20 protein-coding genes and 1 pseudogene are annotated in these 23003 nt (G+C 40.9%); 15 read left to right on the top strand and 6 right to left on the bottom strand.

Going from position 1 to position 23003, the window contains the following annotated elements; translation table 11 throughout:
* Positions 1-20: 20 nt before the first annotated feature.
* The 4 genes from AC503W_RS16360 to AC503W_RS16345 all read left to right on the top strand — a co-directional run bounded on the left by AC503W_RS16360 (position 21) and on the right by AC503W_RS16345 (position 5766).
* A complete protein-coding gene (locus AC503W_RS16360) occupies positions 21-1745 on the top strand; it encodes an McrB family protein (RefSeq protein WP_427590805.1) in 1725 nt (574 codons plus the stop codon).
* Positions 1717-4170, top strand: a complete 2454-nt coding sequence (locus AC503W_RS16355) for a DUF2357 domain-containing protein (protein WP_494914971.1) — start codon at positions 1717-1719, stop codon at positions 4168-4170. Before AC503W_RS16360 ends, AC503W_RS16355 begins: the two co-directional genes overlap by 29 nt.
* A 137-nt stretch (positions 4171-4307) precedes the next feature.
* Positions 4308-5165 carry a DUF6843 domain-containing protein gene (locus AC503W_RS16350; RefSeq protein WP_494914969.1) on the top strand — a complete coding sequence of 286 codons (858 nt, stop codon included), beginning with the start codon at positions 4308-4310 and terminating at the stop codon, positions 5163-5165.
* Between the two features lie 85 nt (positions 5166-5250).
* On the top strand, positions 5251-5766 hold the full coding sequence (locus tag AC503W_RS16345; RefSeq protein ID WP_494914967.1) for a cupin domain-containing protein: 516 nt from the start codon (positions 5251-5253) through the stop codon (positions 5764-5766).
* A 97-nt stretch (positions 5767-5863) separates the two neighbouring features.
* Here the strand turns inward: AC503W_RS16345 and AC503W_RS16340 are convergent, their stop codons facing one another.
* Both AC503W_RS16340 and AC503W_RS16335 read right to left on the bottom strand, forming a co-directional pair.
* Positions 5864-7306: a GntP family permease gene (locus AC503W_RS16340; RefSeq protein ID WP_494914966.1), complete on the bottom strand. Its 1443-nt coding sequence runs from the start codon at positions 7304-7306 to the stop codon at positions 5864-5866.
* Positions 7307-7494: 188 nt separating this feature from the next.
* Positions 7495-9483 carry a YjhG/YagF family D-xylonate dehydratase gene (locus AC503W_RS16335; RefSeq protein ID WP_494914964.1) on the bottom strand — a complete coding sequence of 663 codons (1989 nt, stop codon included), beginning with the start codon at positions 9481-9483 and terminating at the stop codon, positions 7495-7497.
* Positions 9484-9962: 479 nt separating this feature from the next.
* Here AC503W_RS16335 and AC503W_RS16330 point away from each other — a divergent pair, with 479 nt between their 5' ends.
* From AC503W_RS16330 to AC503W_RS16305, 6 genes are all read left to right on the top strand, one after another.
* Entirely contained in the window at positions 9963-10730 is a 768-nt protein-coding gene (locus AC503W_RS16330) for an IclR family transcriptional regulator (RefSeq protein WP_402986983.1), read from the top strand.
* A gap of 73 nt (positions 10731-10803) precedes the next feature.
* A complete protein-coding gene (locus tag AC503W_RS16325) occupies positions 10804-11697 on the top strand; it encodes a fumarylacetoacetate hydrolase family protein (RefSeq protein ID WP_494914962.1) in 894 nt (297 codons plus the stop codon).
* Positions 11698-11813: 116 nt separating this feature from the next.
* The gene (gene gucD, locus AC503W_RS16320) at positions 11814-13280 is read left to right on the top strand and encodes an alpha-ketoglutaric semialdehyde dehydrogenase GucD (protein WP_494914960.1); all 1467 of its coding nucleotides are present in this window, start codon (positions 11814-11816) and stop codon (positions 13278-13280) included.
* A 271-nt stretch (positions 13281-13551) separates the two neighbouring features.
* Complete coding sequence (locus tag AC503W_RS16315; RefSeq protein ID WP_494914958.1) at positions 13552-14010, top strand: GNAT family N-acetyltransferase; 459 nt, start codon at positions 13552-13554, stop codon at positions 14008-14010.
* A gap of 161 nt (positions 14011-14171) precedes the next feature.
* Positions 14172-14663: a DUF2975 domain-containing protein gene (locus AC503W_RS16310; protein WP_494914956.1), complete on the top strand. Its 492-nt coding sequence runs from the start codon at positions 14172-14174 to the stop codon at positions 14661-14663.
* 241 nt (positions 14664-14904) lie between these two features.
* On the top strand, positions 14905-15555 hold the full coding sequence (locus AC503W_RS16305; protein WP_494917384.1) for a class I SAM-dependent methyltransferase: 651 nt from the start codon (positions 14905-14907) through the stop codon (positions 15553-15555).
* 121 nt (positions 15556-15676) lie between these two features.
* Here AC503W_RS16305 and AC503W_RS16300 read toward each other — a convergent pair.
* The 4 genes and pseudogenes from AC503W_RS16300 to AC503W_RS16285 all read right to left on the bottom strand — a co-directional run.
* Positions 15677-15918: pseudogene (locus AC503W_RS16300) on the bottom strand (transposase-like zinc-binding domain-containing protein); the annotation flags it as partial.
* 101 nt (positions 15919-16019) lie between these two features.
* Positions 16020-16814 (bottom strand): SDR family NAD(P)-dependent oxidoreductase, encoded by a 795-nt coding sequence (locus tag AC503W_RS16295; RefSeq protein ID WP_494917382.1) that lies wholly within the window; start codon positions 16812-16814, stop codon positions 16020-16022.
* A 51-nt stretch (positions 16815-16865) separates the two neighbouring features.
* Positions 16866-17876, bottom strand: coding sequence for an AraC family transcriptional regulator (locus tag AC503W_RS16290; RefSeq protein ID WP_494914954.1), 1011 nt, complete (start codon positions 17874-17876; stop codon positions 16866-16868).
* 375 nt (positions 17877-18251) lie between these two features.
* On the bottom strand, positions 18252-18470 hold the full coding sequence (locus AC503W_RS16285; RefSeq protein ID WP_494914952.1) for a TetR/AcrR family transcriptional regulator: 219 nt from the start codon (positions 18468-18470) through the stop codon (positions 18252-18254).
* Between the two features lie 191 nt (positions 18471-18661).
* Between AC503W_RS16285 and AC503W_RS16280 the strand changes: the two genes are divergently transcribed.
* From AC503W_RS16280 to AC503W_RS16260, 5 genes are all read left to right on the top strand, one after another.
* Entirely contained in the window at positions 18662-19603 is a 942-nt protein-coding gene (locus AC503W_RS16280; RefSeq protein WP_494917380.1) for an aldo/keto reductase, read from the top strand.
* Between the two features lie 562 nt (positions 19604-20165).
* On the top strand, positions 20166-20771 hold the full coding sequence (locus AC503W_RS16275) for a hypothetical protein (protein ID WP_494914950.1): 606 nt from the start codon (positions 20166-20168) through the stop codon (positions 20769-20771).
* Positions 20772-20873: 102 nt separating this feature from the next.
* The gene (locus AC503W_RS16270) at positions 20874-21713 is read left to right on the top strand and encodes a tyrosine-type recombinase/integrase (RefSeq protein ID WP_494914948.1); all 840 of its coding nucleotides are present in this window, start codon (positions 20874-20876) and stop codon (positions 21711-21713) included.
* A gap of 113 nt (positions 21714-21826) precedes the next feature.
* Positions 21827-22333 (top strand): SMI1/KNR4 family protein, encoded by a 507-nt coding sequence (locus tag AC503W_RS16265; protein WP_494914947.1) that lies wholly within the window; start codon positions 21827-21829, stop codon positions 22331-22333.
* Positions 22334-22492: 159 nt separating this feature from the next.
* A complete protein-coding gene (locus tag AC503W_RS16260) occupies positions 22493-22744 on the top strand; it encodes a hypothetical protein (RefSeq protein WP_402957540.1) in 252 nt (83 codons plus the stop codon).
* Positions 22745-23003: the final 259 nt, after the last annotated feature.

Raw genomic sequence — 23003 nt, 5'->3', positions numbered from 1 at the left:
TCAATAAGGGGTTGCAAAAAGTGGACAGTAAACTTCGAGAGTGTTTTTTGAAAATATCAAATGAATATCTAGCAGCAAGAAGTGGTAATTTTGGTGGGCATGCTTTGGCAAGATTTATAAGACATGATGTACCGAGTGAGATTAACAAATTACCTTTTCTTAATGAAGTAAATTACTCTGTTGCTGCTTCTGCGGGTAAAGGAAACTGGGCAACGGTACCTTGGATATCGATTCTAAATAATGCAGTCACTAATTCTACGCAAAGAGGCTATTATCTGGTTTATTTATTCAGTGAAGATATGAAGAGACTGTATTTGTCTTTCAGTCAGGGTGTTACGGAAACATCGAAAGAAGATATGGAGCGGATCAAGAGAGATATTCGTGGACATATTTCTATGGATTCTTCAGTGAAACAAGATGATTACCTATTTTTAGGGGAGAGTAGCAGAGCGAAACAATATGTAAATTCTACAGCTGCTTATATTGAATATAACCTGGACGACCTACCGTCGGAATCTGAGCTTATACAGGACCTTGAAATGATGGTTGGCTATTATGAAGAGTATGTTGAATTTAAGAAAGATCCTCAGATCGATCCTTTATATGCACCACCTATGGGTAGTGAAATTACATACGAAAAAGAAAAATGGCTAGCGACGAACAAAGACCTTATCACCCACATCCATTCCTACATAACTGCCAAAGGTTTCTTCTACACCAGGGAAGAAGTCACTAATCTATTTTTATCTCTTAAAACAAAACCATTCGTCATTCTTTCCGGGATTTCCGGTACGGGGAAGACGAAGATTGTTCAGTGGTTTGCGGAGAGCGTGGGGGCGACGGAGGAGAATGGGCAGTTTACGTTGATTCCGATTCGTCCGGATTGGAATGATGGGTCGGATTTGCTTGGGTATGTGGATATTAAGGGCGACTTCAAGCAGGGTCCGTTTACGAGGGTGATTGAAAAGGCGGAGCAGAATCCGGATAATCCTTATTTTGTGCTGCTGGATGAGATGAATCTGGCACGGGTGGAGCATTATTTCAGTGATGTGCTGAGTGTGATGGAGAGCCGGAAGTGGGAAGCCGGGGAGATGGTTACGTCGACCCTTCTATCAGCGGAGATGGCACAGCGGGATATCAGGCTGCCTGTGAATCTGTATGTCATCGGGACGGTCAATATGGATGAAACGACCCATCCCTTTAGTAAAAAGGTGCTCGACCGGGCGAATACGATTGAATTTAACCGGGTGGCGTTATCGAATCTTTCCTTTTTGGAAGACCAAGAAGAAGTGGAATCAAAGCTGGTTCAGGACCATATGTTCAGGTCGAAATACTTGCACCTGAAAGATCTATATCTCGGAAATCAGGATTTGGTTCAGAAGGTCACGGCGGAATTAGAAGAAATCAATAAATCGTTGATCTTAACAAATGCCCATATCGGGTACCGGGTTCGCGACGAGATTTGCTTTTATCTTGCATATAATGAAGAAAGCGATTTGATGGATTTTCATACAGCGTTCGATCACTGCATTTTACAGAAGATCCTGCCACGCATTTCTGGAAGTGACAGCCGTGTAGATCGGCTGTTAAGAGGGTTATATCAATTATTTACGAACAAAGAATATAGCGATGATCCGGCATGGAATGAAAGTAGTACGGCGAGGTATCCAAAGTGTGCGGCTAAGGTAGTCGAGATGTTAGGGAGGTTAGAAGAAGATGGCTTCACTTCCTTCTGGATCTCCTGATGATGTCACGTTGGTCAAAATCGAGACAGATAGTCTGTCCCTTGCGATCAAGGGAAAGCCATTTCATTACCGGTATGAGGGATTAAAGCAGTACCGCAAGATGGATTTTCATGATGTGATGCAATTTTCCGTACAGGGTGAGAAGATACAACGTGTCGAAGTCTATGATATTGAATCAGGGAGGTTAACCGAGTCACAGGACGTCCGCCCGATCTTCTTCGAGAATGGGATGTATCAAGTGATTGTGGTTTCCAAACAAAATCAAGAATTGGAATTCTATCATGAGCATCCTATCTTGCGCCAGGCGGTTACACGAGTGGACCTAGCGGAAATTCCGATGTTGATGGGGAATCTTCAGTTTCAAAATGAGGTCGGGTATACGACCTTTGAAATTCGTTCCAAAGACCGCGTGCTAGTGGAAGTAACGCTTGAGATCTTTCCGGTCAAATTGGATTATCAGAAGGATTACCGCCAGTTGCTGGATGAAGTGAATGATGAGATTTATAACTTGGCCTTTCACTTTATCCGGAAGACCTATTTAGGAGCCAGCATTAAGCTAGATGGCAAACCAAGCCGGGCGGAATTTTACCGATTGATGACGAAGCACTTCAAGCAATTCATCCAGGCAGTCAATCGAGTGGAGCGGCAGCCACACCACAAGTTAGAAACGACATATGTAAAAGCACGTGGCGATCAAATGAGCAAGGCTGATTCCTATACCCGGAAGTATCTGCAAAAGCGCAGTCAGTCGTTCGTTGAAGTGGAAAAAGGAATCCACATTCATGGGAAAATGATGATGCCACGCGATGGCATGAAGCCCAAAAAAGAGCTGCGTTACGATACAAATGAAAATCGGTATGTGAAATGGATGATGGAACGGTTGATTCATAAGTTCGATGATTTGCTGGGGGCGTTGATGAACCAGAACAAACGGTTCAAGGAAAAGCCGGATCCCGAACTGTTACTGCGTTTGCATGAGATGAAACGGCAACTCGAATCAATAAAGAGGAATGGATTTTGGCGAAGGATCGGCCGGCTTGATCGTTCGGTGATGAGTTTGGTCCTCCAAATGGCACCTGGTTATCGAGATGCGTTTCAAATTTTCTTAACGGTTTCAAAAGGAATCATGCTGCAAGGAAAGCTTTATCAAATGTCGGTGAAGGACGTTGCCACCTTATATGAGTACTGGACCTTTTTGAAGCTTGGCCAGATTTTAAACAGGAAGTATACGCTGATGAGTCAAGATATTGTCAGTGTGAACAGAGAGGGGCTCTTCGTAAACTTGGAAGCCAATCGTACGGCAAGGCGAGTCTTCCAGCACCCAGTGACAAAGGAAAGAATCGAACTCACGTATCAAAAGTATGTAGGGAAATTGCCGACGGTATCGCAAAAGCCGGATACGATGTTGACGATTGCGAAAAAAGGCAAGAGCCATAGCTATAACTATGTATTCGATGCGAAGTACCGGATTGATTATGCCCAGCCGGACAGCTATTATCAAAGTCGTTATCACACACCTGGACCCATGGAAGAGGACATCAATACGATGCACCGTTACCGAGATTCGATTGTCTCGATGAATGACGGTCCATACGAACGGACGGCCTTCGGGGCTTATGTGTTATTTCCCTGGTCTGATGAACAAAGCTATAAAGACCACCACTTTTATACGAGTATCGACTCGGTCAATATTGGCGGCTTGCCATTTTTGCCCCAGGCCACGGATATGGTCGAACAATTCATCGAACATCTCATTGAAAAAAGTCCTGAGGAAATCCAAGCGGAAGGGATCTTACCTAGGGGAACGAAAGAAGAATGGACATCCACGTTAGAGGAAAAAGTACTTGTCGGAACGGTTTCGTCTGAAGCTGCATACCGAGATTTTATCCAACAAGGATCCTATCAAATCCCGGTTACTAGTTTGAGAAAAGGGTGGCAGGAAGCGAAATATGTAGCCCTTTATAAGACCTCGGGCATCGAAGAGAACGGAATTACGGAGTATGGTGAAATCAAGAGGTTATCAACGGATGAGCATTTCGTGACGTTCTTTATGGAAGTCTGGAAGAATACGAAGCAGGCGATCCGTCCGGTTAAATACGGAATCGCCACCTATATGATGACCACATTAACCCAACTAAATGACGCGAAAGAGCTGCCAGAGTTATACATGAAGAACAAACAGGAAACGACTCTTTGGAGGATGCTTAGAAGGATATCGGATCAGATCCAAATCAGCCTTGATAATCAGGTCGTCGATCAGGCCTCCAAGATTGGAACGTTTTCATTTAAAGATATCGAAATTCGATTGAACCAGGAAGAACAAACCTTATCGATAAGTAAGAATAGCGAGACACAGGTATTAAGTACAGAATTATTGATTCACCAGCCATCGAAGGTATTTAGGGAAGTACTTAGTTTGCTTTAATTAAGATGCAAATCCATTTTACTATGTAAAGTGGATTTTTTTTATTTGGAATATAGTGTATGGTGGATTTATAGTGAAATAGAAAGTTATGGGTAATTAAGTCTCGAGAAACAAATGTAAACCAAAGGAGAAATGAAATGCAGCACATCATCAGTAGAAAAATTAAATCCGTCATAGTTGTCAGTGTTATCCTCGGTGGGTTCTTTCTTCTGTTGGAACCTTGGATGGTTATACCCGTATTGATCTATGCATTCATCGGATGTGCAGTCTACGGTCTACCGGTTTCGTTTTTATCGGATTTTGTCACGAAAAAGGCTGGACCGTATCGTTTTGTTTTGGCTTCTTTGATCTATTCGGTGTTTGGGTTTTTATCCTTCATCGTTTTACGAGATCTAGGAGTCTTTGCCGTTGTCTGCTCTTTGCTTTTCTTTCTTTCAGAAGAGTGGCAGAGAGCGAGAGGAAACGGTAGGGGGCAAAAGCCTGCGAACAAGATGCTCTTCATGAACGGGCTATTCACTGTTCTCTTCTTCTCTTTGGCTGTATTCGGGTTAATGGCACTTCCGGATACGATGTTCGAAGAGTATACCAATCGATCGTATCTCATTCCAAAAGGGTATGAGGGGGAAGTGAGGGTGGTGTACAATATCGAGGATGCACCGCCACCTGAGAAAAGTGAAGGTTTTGATGTGTACCGAATCAATGATAAAGGCTACACACTCAGCTCCCTTCCTGTAAGCGAAGGCATAATTAATGATCAATATTATTATATAGATTCAGAAGGGAATAAAGAAAAGATTGACGAGGCATGCATCCATAGTGGAGGCACGGATAGAGTCGGGAACGAAGACTACGAGTACTTCACTTCCTACTTTTTTGTTACACAGACACAATGTGGTGATACGTTTGGTGAAAATGGAGTTCCACCCGATATGCCCCGTGGCATTTCATTAGATCAAATTATCGATGAAGAAGGATTGAATAAGCTTGCATACTAGATTGAAATGTAGGTACGGTTTGATATATGATCAAATCACGTGCCGTCCTTACGATTGAGCGGGCATTTTTGGGGAGGTATTTACTATGAACGATGCGAACTATTATGTGACCAAGCTCGGGATGGAACCACATCCAGAGGGTGGGTTTTATAAACGGACATTCGAATCCGAGGAGCGGATTTCAGATCAAGAGTTATCGGTAGAGTTTGAAGGAAAGAGAAAGCTTTATACAAGCATCTTCTTTCTATTGGGCTCGAATGACATTTCCCATCTACATCGTTTGAAATCCGATGAATTATGGTATTACCATGCGGGAAGCCCTTTAACGATTCATGTGATTGATGAAAAGGGAGATTACAAAGAAAGTAAACTGGGGATTAACCTGGACGAAGGGGAAATCCCGCAAGTGTTGGTCCCGAAACATTCCATCTTCGGTTCTTCCGTCAGAGATGAAGATACGTTCTCATTAGTTGGGTGCATGGTCTCGCCTGGTTTTGAGTTCCAGGACTTCGAGCTGTTTACTCAAGAAGAGCTATTGTCAAAATATCCGCAACATAGGGATGTAATCACGAAGCTGGCTTACGAAGAAATCCCTAAATAATTGACCTGTCTTACACACGATAAAAAAGAGAAGTGGATACTCTACAGACTAGTAGGATATCCACTTCTTTTTTTCACTATATAGACTCTTTACGTCTTTATATTCCGACTGTGTTTCCTTTATCTTTAGGCCGGTCCGTCATACTGAAATACACGGCTCCTATTATAATGAGAACGATGATGATTCCTGCGATAATCAGGGATGAGTTTAATAATAAAATGAATCCTAATCCTGATAAAGAAGTGATAGTGGATAGTACGGTCCATGTTGAGAATGTTTCTTTCATGCTTAGCCCAAAGTATTCTTTAATCATCCAAAATCCTGCGTCATTCACATGTGAGCAAATGGAACTTCCTGCTCCCGTTGCGAGCGTTACCAAGGCTAGATTCACATCGTATTGAGCCAGGATGGGGATGACTAATCCTGCAGTGGAAATGGCGGCAACTGTGGCTGATCCTAAGGAAACCCTTAATATGGCAGCGACTAACCAGGCAAGGATGATTGGTGACATGGCACTGCCTGTGAATAATTCCGCTACGTAATCTCCTACACCTCCAGTGATGAGTACTTGCTTGAAGGCACCGCCTCCTCCAATGATCAAGAGCATCATCCCGATTGCGGCAATGGATGAGGTACAGGAAGCCATGACCTCTCTGATTGGAGTCTTTCTTGCGATTCCCATTGTATAGAAGGCAAGGAATAAAGATAACAACATGGCAGTCGAAGCGTTTCCTACCAGACGAACGATTTCTATTAATGTATTATCCTCAAATCCTACTGATTTTTGAACCATATCAAGGATGGTGGCTATGGCCATTAATAAAACAGGGAACATGGCAGTCAAAACACTTATTCCGAAACCAGGCGTTTCTTCCAGCTTGAATGTTTTTTGTTCGCCCAAAGAAGCGATATTACCCGTTTTCTTGAATGCATCCGGGACTATTTTTTTAGCAAACTTCGTATAGAGGGGACCTGCAAGGATGACGGTTGGTATGGCGACGATGATTCCGTAAAGTAACACCAATCCAATATCTGCACCATATTCACCAGCAATGACGGTTGGACCTGGATGCGGGGGTAGGAAACTATGTGTGGCTAATAAGGCTGCAGCCATGGGGATACCTAGGTGTAGAATTGAAACTTTCAGTTCTTTGGCCATCGTGAATACAATCGGAATCAATAACACTAAACCCACTTCAAAGAATAGGGCGATCCCAACGATAAAAGAGGCAACCACAACAGCCCATTGAATTTTATCTTCGCCAAATTTGTTAATCAAGGTCATGGCAATCCGCTGGGCTCCTCCTGCATCAGCAATAAGCCTACCGAGCATGGCTCCAAGTCCAAAGATTAAAGCGATATGACCAAGTGTACCGCCTAATCCACCTTCAATGGTTGTCACGATATCCTTTAACGGCGTCCCTAGTGCTAAAGAGACAACAAAAGATACAACGATCAATGAAACGAATGTATTTAACTTGAATCCAGTAATCAAAATGAGCAACAGGATAATCCCAAACGCTACTATAAGTAATGGCATAATAAACCTCCCATAAAATAATGAAAATATTTCGGTTTGCTCAAACTTACTACAATCGTTCGTAACTCTAGGATGGCTTATGCTATTTTGTTTACTAGTTATAAAAAGTGGGTAGTTTAAAAATTATATAGAAAACGCTTACATTTTCATTCTGAAAGTGGTCGCCATATTCTACCCACTTTCATTCATCAATTCTGAACGAGCGTTTTTTCTTCACCCAATGCTTTTACTCCGGCTTTTAGAACTTCGATAATTCGATCTGTATCATAGATATTTCCACGCCAAGTTCCTCCACTCACTGATTGAAGTGCAGCCCATAAACGAGTATCATCTGGAAGTTTAGGATCCGGTCTAAGGTCCGGATGAAGGTCACGTCCTTCCAAGACTGTAGTGGCCTCTTCTAAAGAAAGTCTATCATTCTCCGTGCCGACGAAATTGACGGAACCCGCTAATTGATTGCGATCGACGATGATTTCAATGATATCTCCATCACGTAATTTTCCGATTGCCCCGCCAGCCAAGGCCTCAGGTCCAATGTGTCCAATACATGCGCCAGTCGAGACACCAGAAAAACGCGCATCCGTAATCAAGGAGACATGTTTTCCGTAAGACAGATGTTTTAAGGCCGATGTTAGTTGATAGGTTTCCTCCATCCCCGTTCCTGAAGGACCGCCGCCCATAACGACCATTACATCTCCTGCTTGTATGCCTCCTGTTTTAATCGCTTTTATAGCGGACTTTTCTGAAGTGAACACTTTGGCTTTTCCTGTATGGCGATATACTCCATCTTCTCCCACCACGGATGGATCGATGGACGTGGATTTAATGACGGATCCTTCAGGAGCAATATTTCCTTTCGGGAAGGTCACGGTGGACGTAAGCCCTTTTTCTTTTGCTATGGCTGGGTCCATGATCACGTCATCAGGGTTGATCCCATCATTTTCCAACAATTGTTTCTTCATCATAACCCGTCGTTCTGATTGTTCCCACCAATCGAGGTTTGCACCAAGGGTTTCGCCGGTAACGGTTAGTACATCTTCATGCAAGACACCTAGTTTTCTTAAATGAAGCATAACTTCCGGGACTCCGCCTGCCAGGAATACCTTGACCGTCGTATGGCCAGTCGGACCATTTGGCAGTACATCGACTAAGCGGGGGACTTTCTTGTTGATCCTGGTCCAATCTTCAACAGTTGGTAACTTGCATTTAGCTGCATGGGCAATGGCTGGGATATGAAGTAATAAGTTCGTGGAACCTCCGAAAGCTGCATGAATCACCATCGCGTTTTCTATTGCTTTATCCGTAATAATATCCTTGGTGGATATTTTCTTCTTCTCCAATTCTAAGGCTGCACGTGCTGATTGCTTTGCCATCTCCACCCATACTGGTTGACCTGAAGGGGCAAGTGCTGAGTGAGGTAGTGCCATGCCAAGGGCTTCTGCCACGACTTGGGAGGTTCCGGCTGTTCCAAGGAATTGACAGCCTCCGCCTGGTGTTGCACACGCACGGCAACCGAGGTCTGCAGCTTCTTGCAATGTGATTTCGTTGTTTGCGTATCGTGCCCCGATGGTTTGGATCTTTCCTGCATCTTCGCCATTGATAGGTGGAAGTGTCACACCTCCAGGGACGATGACAGTTGGCAAGTCGTGCATGGATGCTAAAGCGACCATCATGGCTGGAAGACCTTTATCACATGTTGCCACCCCAATGACTGCCCGACCCGTAGGCAATGATCGGATTAATCTTCGATAAACGATGGCTGCATCGTTTCGATACGGAAGGGAATCGAACATCCCGGTCGTTCCTTGCGTGCGGCCATCGCATGGGTCACTTACGAATCCTGCAAAGGGAACGCCGCCTTGTTTACTGATCTCTTCGGCTGCCGCCTTCATTAATAGGCCTATTTCCCAATGGCCGGTATGATAGCCTAATGCAATAGGCGTACCATCATGATCCCTAATGCCCCCTTGTGTACCGAGGATGAGGATTTGTTTTCCAAGGAGGTTTGAAGCGGACCAGCCCATTCCAACATTTTGGGATAATCCAAAAAGGTCACCACTTGGTGATTCTAACAACATTTCGGAAGTAAGGGGGAGGGAACCATCTGCCCCTTTTGCATGCGTTTGAATTTTGTAAAGAGAGACATCCTCTTCGCCAAATATTGATTGAAATGACATATCTATAAACCTCCGCCATTAGATTTTCGCTTTCACTGTAAGTCAATCACGTAACATTCCGTTCGTTCATTCCCTACAAATCTATATTGATCTTTGAAGTTCTCTAAGAAACCTCCTTTTGTTTTATAATATAAAACAATGTTTATCTATAAAAAACTTATGGTGTAATCTAAAGTAATCATATATTTTCTGAAAAGTCAATTAATTTTTTCGTAGGAAAAAACCGTATATTTATAAGAAGTTTTACCTAGATAATAATGACGTAATCCAGGAGGGGTCATCTGAAGAATAATCCGGATAATCATAATTTATGTAGGTACATAAATGGATTCAATCCAATTATTTATGGGACGAAAAAAATTCCATGTAAGTAATATTGCTTCTTGACTTTTCAAAAAATCTAGTATTATATTGAATTATGAGAAAATTTTGTCATTATAAAACCGAGTTTCATAATTTAAAACAAGTAGGTGACAATCATGCCTGTTATTCAATCAGTAGATCGCGCTCTTCGCATTCTCGATTTGTTTGACGAACATACAACAGAATTGAAGATAACAGATATCAGTAATCAAATGGGACTTCACAAGAGTACAATCCATTCTTTATTGAAAACGCTTTTAAATCATGGCTATATCAGCCAGAATCCTGAGAATGGGAAGTATGGATTGGGAATGAAGCTTTTTGAAAGAGGGAACTATGTCATACAGTCCTTGGACGTCAGGGATTTATCAAAAAAATACTTAATGGATTTATCCGCCAAAACCGGACAGACAACCCACTTGGTTATATTGGACGGAAAAGAAGGGGTATATATTGATAAAGTGGAAGGCCCAATGGCCGTTATTCTCTATTCAAAAATAGGAAAACGAATTCCCCTTCACTGCTCCGCTGTCGGTAAAGCGTTAATCGCCTTTAAAGATCCGGAAGAAATTAAAAAAATTCTACATGAATATGTCTATTTAAAACAAACGGAGCTTACCATTACGGATGAATCTAAATTCATGCGTGAGCTTGAACAAGTTCGATCTCAAGGGTACGCCATCGATAACCAGGAAAATGAGCCTGGCGTTCGTTGCATTGCAGCGCCTATTCGAAATCATGAGAATAAGGTTATTGCAGCGATTAGTCTTTCTACACTCGTAGGTCGCATAAATGATTCTCAGTTAGACATTTTCATCGAACAACTGAAACAGGCGGCCTTAGAATTATCAGAGCAAATGGGGAATGGGATACCAATTTCATAGAAGGTGGTTCCCTTCTCTTTTGTCTATATATAAAAACTGTGTTTTATATTATAAAACAAAAGGAGGCTATTTAATGCGGATTATCCGATATATCAATGAGCACTCAAATGCAACGCTAGCAGCAGTTACTATTGGGGGAGAAGTATATCCCCTTCCTCAAGAAGGCTTGATTGAACTAATCCAACAGGCAAATGAACAACAAGTATCCCCACTCTCTTTCATAGAAAATTTCCTTTCTACATCAATGCCTATTCAACAACCATTAGAAGATTTATCATTACTCGTTCCCATTGTAGCGGAAGAAGTATGGGCGTCTGGCGTTACATATGAGCGTAGCCGCGATGCCCGTAACTATGAAGCGACAGATGGAAGGCTTGATGTCACTACTTTCTATGACAAGATCTATGAGGCGGAACGTCCGGAAATTTTCTTTAAGTCCACGGCCGCGCGTACAGTCGGCCCAGGGAAGGACGTATATTTACGCAGTGACTCCAATTGGCAGATCCCCGAGCCTGAATTGGGCCTTGTCATCGACCGGGAAGGTGGCATTCTTGGATATACGATTGGGAATGACATGAGCTGTCGTGACATTGAAGGAGAGAACCCTCTTTATCTCCCACAAGCGAAAATGTGGAAAAACTCCTGTTCCATTGGGCCAGCCATCCTCCTTGCCGAGTCCGTGAAAGATCCTTATGATTTCGACATCACCTGTAGAATCTACCGGAACGACGAGCTTAAAGTAGAGGGGCAAGCGAATACCAGCCAGTTAAAAAGAAAATACCATGAGTTAGTCTCGTTCCTCATTCGCGACAATCAAATTTTTGACGGCACTGTATTGTTGACGGGAACGTGCATCATTCCGGAAAATGACTTTACTTTATTAGATGGAGATCGGATTGAGATTGAAGTCTCTGGCATCGGTGTCTTGAAAAATAATGTAAAGCTGCCGAAGAACATTTTAGTCTGAGTGAAGCAGATGGTGTACTGATTTTGTAGAAAACCCTTGTGCAACCATAATAATCTAACTATTCATTCAATTCATTTCACGATTAAACCATTACAAGGAATATGGGGGTATATAAGATGAACGTAAAAACGGATGAAAAAACGTATTTAAACTATATCAATGGTAAATGGGTATCGGCTTCTATTCAAAAGGTTGATACGAGTATCAATCCAGCCAATCGTCATGAAGTCGTCGGGTATGTACAGCAGTCTGGGAAAGAAGATCTGGATGATGCGGTGCTTGCCGCGAAGAAAGCACAAGTGTATTGGAGGAAACTATCCGGTGCTGCCCGTGGAGAGTTTTTGTATAAGGCCGCGAATGCAATCGAGCGACGTATCGATGAAATTGCGGAAACGATGACGCGTGAAATGGGAAAAACGTTCCCCGAAGCGAAAGGGGAAACAGCTAGAGGTGTCGCAATCCTACGTTATTATGCAGGAGAGGGAATGAGGAAGATAGGTGATGTGATTCCTCCATCGGATTCCGAAGCCCTGATGTTCACGACTCGTGTTCCCCTAGGAGTTGTAGGTGTGATCACGCCTTGGAATTTCCCCGTAGCCATACCTATCTGGAAAATGGCGCCGGCACTCATCTATGGAAATGCTGTTATTCTGAAACCGGCTCAAGAAGCGGCAGTAACCGCCGCCAAAGTAATGGAATGTTTTGATGAGGCAGGGCTTCCGGTGGGGACGATTAATATGGTAACAGGACCGGGGTCTGTCATTGGTCAGGCGATTACCGATCACCCGGATATCAATGCGGTTACATTCACGGGGTCTGATTCTGTCGGTAAAACGATTGGACTGGGGGCTTTCAAGCGTGGTGCTAAATATCAGTTGGAAATGGGCGGGAAGAACCCGGTCATCGTGGCCAATGATGCCGATTTAACACAGGCCGTAGAAGCAACGATTAGCGGAGGTCTCCGTTCCACAGGTCAGAAATGTACGGCTACAAGCCGGGTAATCGTCCAAAGTGAAGTGTATGAGGAGTTTAAAAATAAACTGATTGAGAAGATAAAGGAAATAAAAATTGGTAATGGCCTGAATGAGGATGTATGGATGGGTCCATGTGCAAGTGAGAATCAGCTTAATACAGCACTATCATACGTTAAGAAAGGAATCGAAGAAGGCGCAACATTGATTTATGGCGGTAAACGGATAGAGGATGGGGAATTAGCCGATGGATTCTTTATGGAACCCGCAGTCTTTGAAAACGTTAGTAACAGCATGACGATCGCTCAAGAGGAAATCTTCGGACCCGTACTTGCCCTGATTAAAGTGGAGACGTTGGAAGAAGCCGTACACATTGCAAACGACGTGAAGTTTGGGCTAAGTGCTTCTATTTTCACCAAAAATATCGGTCACATGCTTTCCTTCATTAATGAAATGGATGCTGGTCTCGTACGAATTAACGCTGAATCGGCTGGAGTTGAACTACAAGCCCCATTCGGGGGGATGAAGCAATCCAGCTCCCACTCCCGTGAGCAGGGGGAAGCGGCAAAAGAGTTTTACACGTCCATTAAGACCGTATTTGTAAAGGCATGAATGAAAATAGGGTCTGATTAAATGAACATGGATCCCAAAGACATATTGATCTTTAAGGGTAAGCCCCAAAAGTCAGACAAAGACTTTGGGGCTTACCTTTTTTTTCGTTAGTCTATGTTAAAGGTAACGGTTAAATTTTTATGAAGTGGTATTGTTTGTAAAATGTTACACTTAAACTCAAGCAGGTTAGTCAAAGACATAATCAGTTAAGAAAACAACCAAGAGATGACTTAAAATACTTATTAATATAAAAGATTTCTGGGAGGTCCAAATGAATATTGAGTTTAAGGTAATTGAACAATCAAATTATAACGAGTGCATAAAACTTCGCTTACATAAAGAACAGGAAAACTTTGTCGCCTCTAATATTTTTTCTTTAGTACAAAGTGCATATGAACCTGATCTATACCCATTAGGGGTTTATTGTGATAATAAAATGGTTGGTTTTATTTTATATGATTTTGATTATGAACTTAACGGATGGTCAATGAGCAGATTTATGATTGATGTGAACGATCAAAACAAAGGAATAGGGAAAAGGGTCATACAAAAGTTTATAGAGTTTTTTACCAACAAATATGGTCATGTACCACTTTATACAAGTGCTTCTGTCGATAATCAAATTGCCATTGCTTTATATGAACAATTTGGTTTTGAAAGAAAAGAAGTAATAGAATATGAAGTGGGCGGAAGAAAACACAAAGATTTTAAAATGCTTGTACAACTTTAACGTTTTTTTAAGGGTAATAGAGGGGCTGTATAATAAGTCCTTATCCAGTGAATTTTGCAGAAATAAAGAGGCGGAAATGTTGTTGAATCAACGTTTCTGCTTTTGTTTTACAAAAATCGTGTTAGGTTCAATGGACTTTAAAACAAATGAGGTGCTTTTCTATGAAACGAAGTTCGACACTCTTTTTGAAGGTGGCTGTGATTTTCATTGGCATTCCGGTTCTTGTTTTGTGCCTATTTGTGTTGCCTCAGATTGCGAATGAAGCCAATGAAGCAGCAAATCGAGGATGGGACTTGGCCTATGTGGTATATGGAATTCTAGTAGTGATGTATCTGTCAGTCATTCCATTCTACTTCGCTCTTTATCAATCGTTTACCCTTTTGCGTTATATTGACAAGAACCAAGCTTTCTCGGAGTTATCTGTAAGAGCTCTAAAGAAAATCAAAAACTGTGCCCTCATAATCAGTGGTCTTTATGTAATCGGCTTACCATTTGTCTTTATCTTAGCGGAGAATGATGATGCACCGGGTCTTATCCTAGTTGGAATGGTGATGATTTTTGCGCCGATGGTGATTGCTGTCTTTGCGGCTCTTCTTCAAAGACTTCTACAAGAGGCCGTCGAGATAAAATCAGAGAACGACTTACTGAGGTGAGTGATGTGGCAATAATAAATAGGCTCTTTTCTAAAAGATTGTTGCTATTGAATAAGGCCTTTTTAATAAAAGGCGGTGTTAAAGATAAAGGTTGTTTTTCGTAAAGGTAATATTGTTTGTGAGACGTTATACTTTTAACTAACAAGGTAGGATAGTTGAAAGGCGTAATATGGAATTTATGGTATCATAAAGGTAATAATATTTTGGGATTACTTGGGAGGTTAAATGCAGGGTGTCAAAAATGGAACAAAATATATGGGAGAAAGAATATAAAAATGTCGATATTTTATGGGGATTCAATCCTAATAGTATCTTATCTCAATATGTTGAAATGCTTCCTGAAAACGGAGAGGTTTTAGACTTAGGTATTGGAGAAGGACGGAATGCCCTTTTTTTCGCTAAAAAGGGATTTGCTGTTGAGGGTATCGATATTTCTGAAACAGCAGTAGAACGATGTTTGGAACTTTCGAAAGAGCAAAATCTGAATATTAACGCTAAAGTTCAAGATATTACTTCTTTTGAGATTGAACCAAATAAATATTCTTTAATTATACTTTCTAATGTACTTAATTTTTTTCCTGATAAGGATATTAAAATTATTATCGAAAAGGTGAAAAATGGGCTAATTAAAAATGGGTTGGTATATATTAATGCCTTTGATGATAAAGAACCAGGTAGAAAAAAAGCTCTAGAGAAGTATGAGCAATTAGCAGAGCATACGTTTTATAAAACAAGTTCAAATATGTTTCTTCATTATTTTACAAGAAGTGAGTTAGAAAGCTTTTTTACCGATTATAAAACGATAAGCTTGTCTCAGTCCTACTCTATGGACATTTCGCACGGTCATCCTCATTTCCATAGTACATTAGAAATAATGTCACAAAAGTCTTGAAAAAGTTATCATTCTTCTAACACTAATAACTGTGTAGTTCCTGAAAAATGGCATCATTTGATGGCATTTAGAATGTAAAAAAGTATCCTTAATTCATTACCAGGAGCTAATCAGCATATTTTTCTTTAAAGAGATAGCGTTGGCGAGAGTGATATTTACCATTACGTTTAACGGACATACTTCCGCAGTGAAGACAAGCTAATCCCTTTGAAAACCGTGTTTCCCGAACTTCTTCTACCATTTTTGATATATCGGATTTCGGTTCAGGGAACAAGTCTTGTTGAAGTGCTCTAAATAGCTCCAGCTGCTCTTTCTTGTAAGGGAATTAAAGTCTTTATAAACATCGTGCCAAGCCATCACCATTTAAAGGAAAATGAGCATGACAGAACTGTCTAGACTGCCAGCCCGGAGACCTTTTGGAATGCTTCTGCCCCGCATCCCCCCATCTAAATTGAAAGGAAGCGTTAAAAAATGGTCGGTATCATTCCCCCATCCATACGGATTGGAGAACCTTTAAAGGAGGATGCATAAGGACTACATACAAATGCAGTTAGTCGGCCTATTTCACTTGGCTTGATAAATCGCTGTATTTCAGATTGTGGTAGGTTTGTAGTCATGAATTCTTTCTCCTTTTCTGAAAACATCATATCTTCATTAGGGTAGATACCGTCAATGATTTGCTGCACATTTTCAGAGAGTGTGGGCCCCGGTAAAATTGTATTTACTGTAACTTCTGTTCCAATTGTTAATTTCGATAAGCTTTTTGACAAGGACAATAGCATTGATTTTGTCATGCAATACTGTGGCATTTGTCCCGAAGGCATAATGGCTTCTTCACTCGCAATAAAGATAATGCGGCCGTCATTATTTTTCAACATCTTTGGTAAATAGAATTTAGACAACCCATTTGCAGCAAGAACGTTGGTGCGAAAGTATTTTTCCCATACTTCATCGTCCACGTCCTCATAGTCCATCACTTCATAAATACCCATACTGTTAACCAAAATATCAATAGTGGGATATTCCTTGAATAAAGCTTCTCTTTGTTGAATATCCATAATATCTGCTGTAGCATTTCGAGGAAAGGTATTTGGGAAATCCGACTTGATTTCATTAACCGTACGTTCTACATCTTCAAAATTTCTTCCATTGATTAGTACATTCACGCCTTCTCTGGCCAGTTCTATGGCAATTGCTTTACCTATGCCCTTTGTTGATCCTGTAACTAGAGCTGTTTTGTTGTTTAATCCCATATCCATCATACATTTCCCCTTTTTATATGAAAAAACTCACTATTAAGGACCATCCATTTATCGAGTCTGTGTACCTAAATGTTCAGCGCGCCAATGAGAGGGAGTAACACCTTCCCATTGGCGGAAGGCGCGGTAGAACGAGTTTTGGTCCTCATATCCCATCAGGAAGGCCACTTCTTTAATATCGAGCGAGATGTCTGTTAAATACACTCGTGCCTGCTCTTGACGGACTTCTGCCAAGAGGTGCTTGAAGCTCCTGCCCTCATCAGTAAGCCGGCGCTGTAGAGTACGATCGCTCATCCCCATCTCCTTCGCGATCGTCTGTATGTCGGGGCGCCCTCCTGTTAGACTCCGCTTAATGATCCACTTCACTATCTCTGTAATGGGGGTGATACGTTGATGCTCACCCAACGATCGGTCCAGAACGGGTGTCAGGATTTCTAACAAATCTGCGTTGTACGAGACAAAGGGACGGTCCAGATCTCTTCGATGTAGAGTCAGCCGATTACCATTTGCACCGATCTGTATCGGGCAACCGAAGTAAGCTTCAAGTGCCTGTACATCGCCCATCGGTTGCGAGAATTCTACAGAACTTGCCATCAAGGGTTGGCCTGTTCCCCGACGCCCTAGCTCCAGAAGAAATGCCAGCGTGATCCCAACTAGCAAGGGCGGGCCGGATTGCTCGGTATTCAACCAATCCAGTTCAATTGTGCAGTGCTCACCTTCCTCGTTTATGCGCAAAATTTCGGGGGGGCAAAGTTGTTTGTATCGGGCCATTCGTTTGAGAGCGTCGCGGTAGTCACGGGCGTGATACGTCGCTAAGACGGACGGTGGATATTGAGCAGGTTCGAAGACGGTCGCAAGCTTGATGATCCCCTTGGCAGTGTCATCCATGATATCGGAATAAGCCTGCCAGATTGCTAAGTATTGGGCGGTGGGGACAACTGGTGCAGTAAGAATGGTGAGGGGCAGTTGTGCTTGTTGAACTACGTCGTTGGCGGTTATTCCTAGTTGGCGTAATCCTTCCCAAAATCCTGCCGGGATCTTAATTCGAGTATGAGATGTCATACTATGAGCCTTCTTTCTTTTATCTATGTAAACATTCACTAGATTAATTGTGCTTATAATCTATCTTATTGGTGGGACAGTTATATATTACCTGTCCCATGTCTCTCTGTAACTAGTAAAGTGAGACAAGTTACTTGCCGATTGCGCCAAATGGCGATGCGTGGTTCCATGCAAGCCAACTATCGAAACAGGTTGTTTTTGACCCTGTTCAATGATTGAGAAAATTTCGATGGCTGAGGGATCTAGCCTGTTCCTCAATTCTTCGGAGATATAGGGTGACTGGAAATAGTTCTCAATAAATGAAAGTTCTTTGGGATAGTTGAGCGCATAATCCGCCGTGCTTTTTAAAATACCTTTTAATCTTTCATAAACAGTCTAACTGGGATCATACCCTATCATAACTGATTCTCCCATATGAGTACGAGCATTCTCAAAGAGCTCACTAACCAGTTCCTCTTTGCTTTTATAATAATTATAAAAGGTGCTAGAACCCACATTTGCCCTCTTGAAAATTTTCGAAAAGGTAAAGGACTGCAAGCCCTCTTCTGTAATTAAATCAAGGGTTGCAGACAAAATGTCTTCACGTTTACTCATTATGCACCTCGCTAAGGAATAAATATTCTATTCAATCATACAATTTGATTGACGCGACCTGCTTCATCTAAGACTGCGGCTTCAATACCAGCTTCGGATAAGTCTAAATAAGAGGTTGGGCAAGTGGAATCCCAAAAAATGAGTGCCATCAATATTATTTCTAGGAGGTAGAATGGATGAGGTCGGAAGCTATACAAAAAAGGAAGCTTGGACGTGAGGGGTTAGAGGTTTCAGCTTTAGGTCTTGGAACCATGATGATGCCGAATAATGAGGAATCGGTTCGCGTGATTCAGGAAGCGCTGGATAGCGGTGTCACCATGTTTGACACAGCTGATATTTATGGTGAATTTGCACAGCAGCGATTCGGAGAAAACGAGAAGTTGGTAGGTCGGGCGCTTAAGGATAGAAGGGATAAAGCGGTGATCGCCACGAAATTTGGTATAACACATACCCAGGGACCCAAAGGTGATCGGGCGTATATTAAAAAATCCGTGGATGCTAGCTTATACCATCTCGGATTGGATTACATTGACCTTTATTATCAACATCGCTACGATCCGAATACCCCTATTGAAGAAACGATTGGAACGATGGCCGACTTGGTTAAGGAGGGGAAAATTCGCTTTATCGGTCTTTCTGAAGCACCTGCTGATATCATCCGTCGTGCGCACACCGTTCATCCCATTACGGCAGTAGAAACGGAGTATTCTTTATGGAGTAGAGAAGTAGAAGATGAAGTACTTCCGGTTCTCAAAGAATTAGGAATTGGTTTTGTACCTTATAGCCCACTGGGACGGGGGTTCCTGACAGGACAAATTAAAAAGTTTGAGGATTTGGCTGAGGATGATTATAGGCGAAATTATGAGCGGTTCCAAGGCGATAATTTCATTAAAAATGTGGAAGTCGCAGGGCTGATTGAAGAGATGGCTTCAAAAAAAATGTGTACATCTGCTCAACTTGCATTGGCGTGGCTGCTCGCCCAAGGAGACTTCATTGCGCCAATCCCTGGTACAACGCGAATAGACCGGGTGAAGGAGAATCTTGGCGCTCTACAGGTTCAACTTACACCAGGGGATTTCGAAGAAATTGAACGTATCTCTCCAAAAGGCCTCGCTGCCGGTGGGCGTTTCTAAATTTACAGTAGCCATTCACATGCTAACAATGAGTATCAAAAAAACTCCTATATAGGAGTTTTTTTGATTTTTACAATCAAGTTCAAGATGAGTCCCAATTACTGTAGAGGCAGCTCCGAAGTATTGATAATAGGATCATCGTGAAAAAGAAACTCCTTTAATTATCGTCATTATTCCAACTATCGTAATAACATTATTTTATTTACAGGTTATTTGCTTTACGTGATACTTCACAGTTTTTTTAACTCTCGACAAATAAGTGCGTTTGTTGAACATATTAAATCTTAGCGAAAGACACTAAATGATTTCAATACGTTATTCGTTTCTTCTTCGGTAATGCCGATATAATGCAGGGTCACAGATGGGTGGGAATGATGAAGGATCCGTTGCAACATCGCAATATCCTTTAATAAAAAAGCTATGTTAAAGGTAAGGGTTGATTTTTCGTAAGATTGTTTTGCTTGTGAAATGTTACACTTCAACTAACGGGGCAGGTTAGTGGAATAATCAGTTCTGAAAGAATATCATACGATAAGAAGTATTTTGTAAAGGAGGATTATTATTGAAATTAGAAATTGGATTTATTCCTCATAAATGGATTTCTGATATTCCTGATGCTTGTGGTTATTTCCCTTTTGCGATTGAAGGGGAATCAGAGAATATAGTTGATTTTACATTTAATAGTAATGATAATGTAGGTGAATTTGTTTCAAACTGGATGAATGAAATCAATCATTTTCCCATATACATATTTGTTGAAGTACATGACTTCAATCAAGAGGAATTTGAACAAGATTGCCAAACATATAATATCGAGTTTATAAGAGCTAAATTTGGATTCTATAAGGCGATTATCGAAAATTACAGACAGTTTAGTGTTATATTCCCATATGTATATGCTTGTGGAGGTATGAATGATGTAGCTTTATGGTCGATAAAAAGGGATGTTTTTAGATTAGAGAAAATGAGTATAAAAACCATTTTTGGCATAGAAAAGATTGATATTCCAGTAGTTACTCTCCTTGAGAATGACTGTGTGTTTTGGGTTGGTTTTGATGGTGATAATCTTTTTGCAATATCGAATGATAGGCAATTTTCAACAATTACAAAAATCTCAGAAAAACTCCCACCTAATACTGATTTTATTATCTATGAATACGAAGAATAGAAAATTCTTCTTCAATTAATGGGTGCATTCGTTTAATAAATTGGCGTATTACTTCCCTTCTATTTGTCTATACTGATAAAAATAGATGAGGAGAGTAATAGGATGATACTATCTGAAGCCTGGAACTTATATAAAGCTGACAAACAGATTCAAGGGTATTCACCCCAGACCTTAAAAGCATATAATGTTCAATTAAACTTGTTGATCAGGCATTTCGGTGATATTTCACTTGATGAAATAACTACTGATTCTTTAAAGCTATATCTAGGGAAAGTTGCTGATCAATTAAAGGCTGCCAGCTTAGGTCATAGGATACGTTTTATCAAATCATTGTTTCGGTGGGCACAAGATGAAAATGTTTTGAATGGTAATCCAGCGTCTAAAATTAAGGAGCCAAAGTTAGATATCAGAATACCAAAGTTTTTATCTGAAGAAGAAATTGAGCATTTAAGAGAAGCCTGTTACACTCCGTTAGAAAATGCCTTATTCGAATTTATGTATTCAACTGGCTGCAGAATTGGTGAGGCAGTTAATTTAAATCGTCAATCCATCAACTTTTCTAATCAATCCGTCATAGTATTAGGTAAGGGCAATAAAGAGAGAGAAGTCTATTTCAATACTAGGTGTGATATTTGGCTAAAGAGGTATTTAAACGAAAGAGAAGATGATCAGGCGGCTTTATTTGTGACAGTTCGTGCTCCTCATAGGATGAGTGTTTCACAAATGAGATATGTCATTAAACGGATATCTAATAGATCTGGAATCAATAAAAGTATTCACCCCCATCAGTTGAGACATAGTTATGCCACTACTTTGTTGAATAATGGGGCACCTTTAGAAGTCATTCAAAATTTGATGGGCCACGAAAAGAGTGAAACGACTAAAATTTATGCTTATTTAAGTGGGACACTCCGACGAGAGCTATATAAAAAGTTTTTCTGATATGAACAGAGGCATTAATCCAAGAAGGATTAATGCCCTTTTGTGTTGAACTCCTTATTGTAGAAATGGGGCAGGTTAACTCAAATAACAACATAAAAATGGAGGAGAAATATTTGTCAAAGCCGAGTATTGCAAATGTACTGAGTGGTTTAAAAACTAGGTTGAGCGATACAAACTTGCTAACTATTCAATCAAGTGACGGGCATATTTTCGATATGAGTTTTAAATTTAATGCCCCAATTGATGAAGACATCATAAACTCATATGAGAATTTACCTGAAGACTATAAAAGCTTTCTTCGCCTACACAATGGAGCAGTATTTTTCTCTTTTGATTACGGAACTTTGTTTGGCATACATTCTTTAGAAGAATCGTTATCAATATTAGAAAAAGTAAAAACAGGTGAATATGTGCCAATGGAAAATAAAGACGATTGGTTCCCAATTGGGCACGTTCAAGATGTAGGTGGACTTTACATCGATCTTTCGTCAGATAAGAATTATTTGATTTTAATGGGAATACCTGTATACAATTTGCAATGCGATTTTCCAACTTGGCTGGATCGGATGATAAGAGTAAATGGAGAAAAGTATTGGGAATGGGCAAGTAAAGAGTTGTAACAAGAGTGGTAATCTCTTTGTGAACAAATGTACTTAAACATACAGGGGTGTTAGCTGAAGATCGGAGCTGTCTTTAAGGTAGCTTTTTCTTATGGAACTAAAGGGGCAGGTTAGCTCAAAACAATGCAGAACTATACTATTTAAAGGAGTGATAACTAAGTGGAGAAAACCATCGAGCCAGAGGTGGAGACATCAGCGTTTGTAGAGGTTTTTACAGCTGTTCTACCATTTGTTCTTTTAGCGGTACTAGTTGTACTCATTGTCTTCATTGTATATGTCGTAAAGATTGCTAATCGTTATCTAGCTAATGGCAAAATAGCTGAACAAAAATTCAAAAGGGAAGAAACAGATATACAGGAGATTAAAAAACAACTTGACCGAATTGAAAAAATCCTAAATGAAGCAAAATGATTTTTCTTATTGTGCTAATAGGGCATTGATCTTAGAAGGATTAATGCCCTTTTCTGTTGAACTTCTTATTGTAGAAAAGGGGCAGGTTAGTGAAACTTTAGTATCTAGTTCGTAAAAATACGATATGGAACCATTTAAGTCTAAAAGGAGGGATTGAATTGAGTTTCGCTAACAGCTATTGCAATAGGTTTATTCGGAAAATTGAAAAGGAAAGAATAAAACCGTTTCTTCATATTGAAGAAAGGTTCTTTTTTGTTAA

Source organism: Peribacillus suis, from assembly GCF_059384845.1.
The sequence above is the reverse complement of the archived record's forward strand: the minus strand, read 5'-3'. Positions and strand labels throughout refer to the sequence as shown.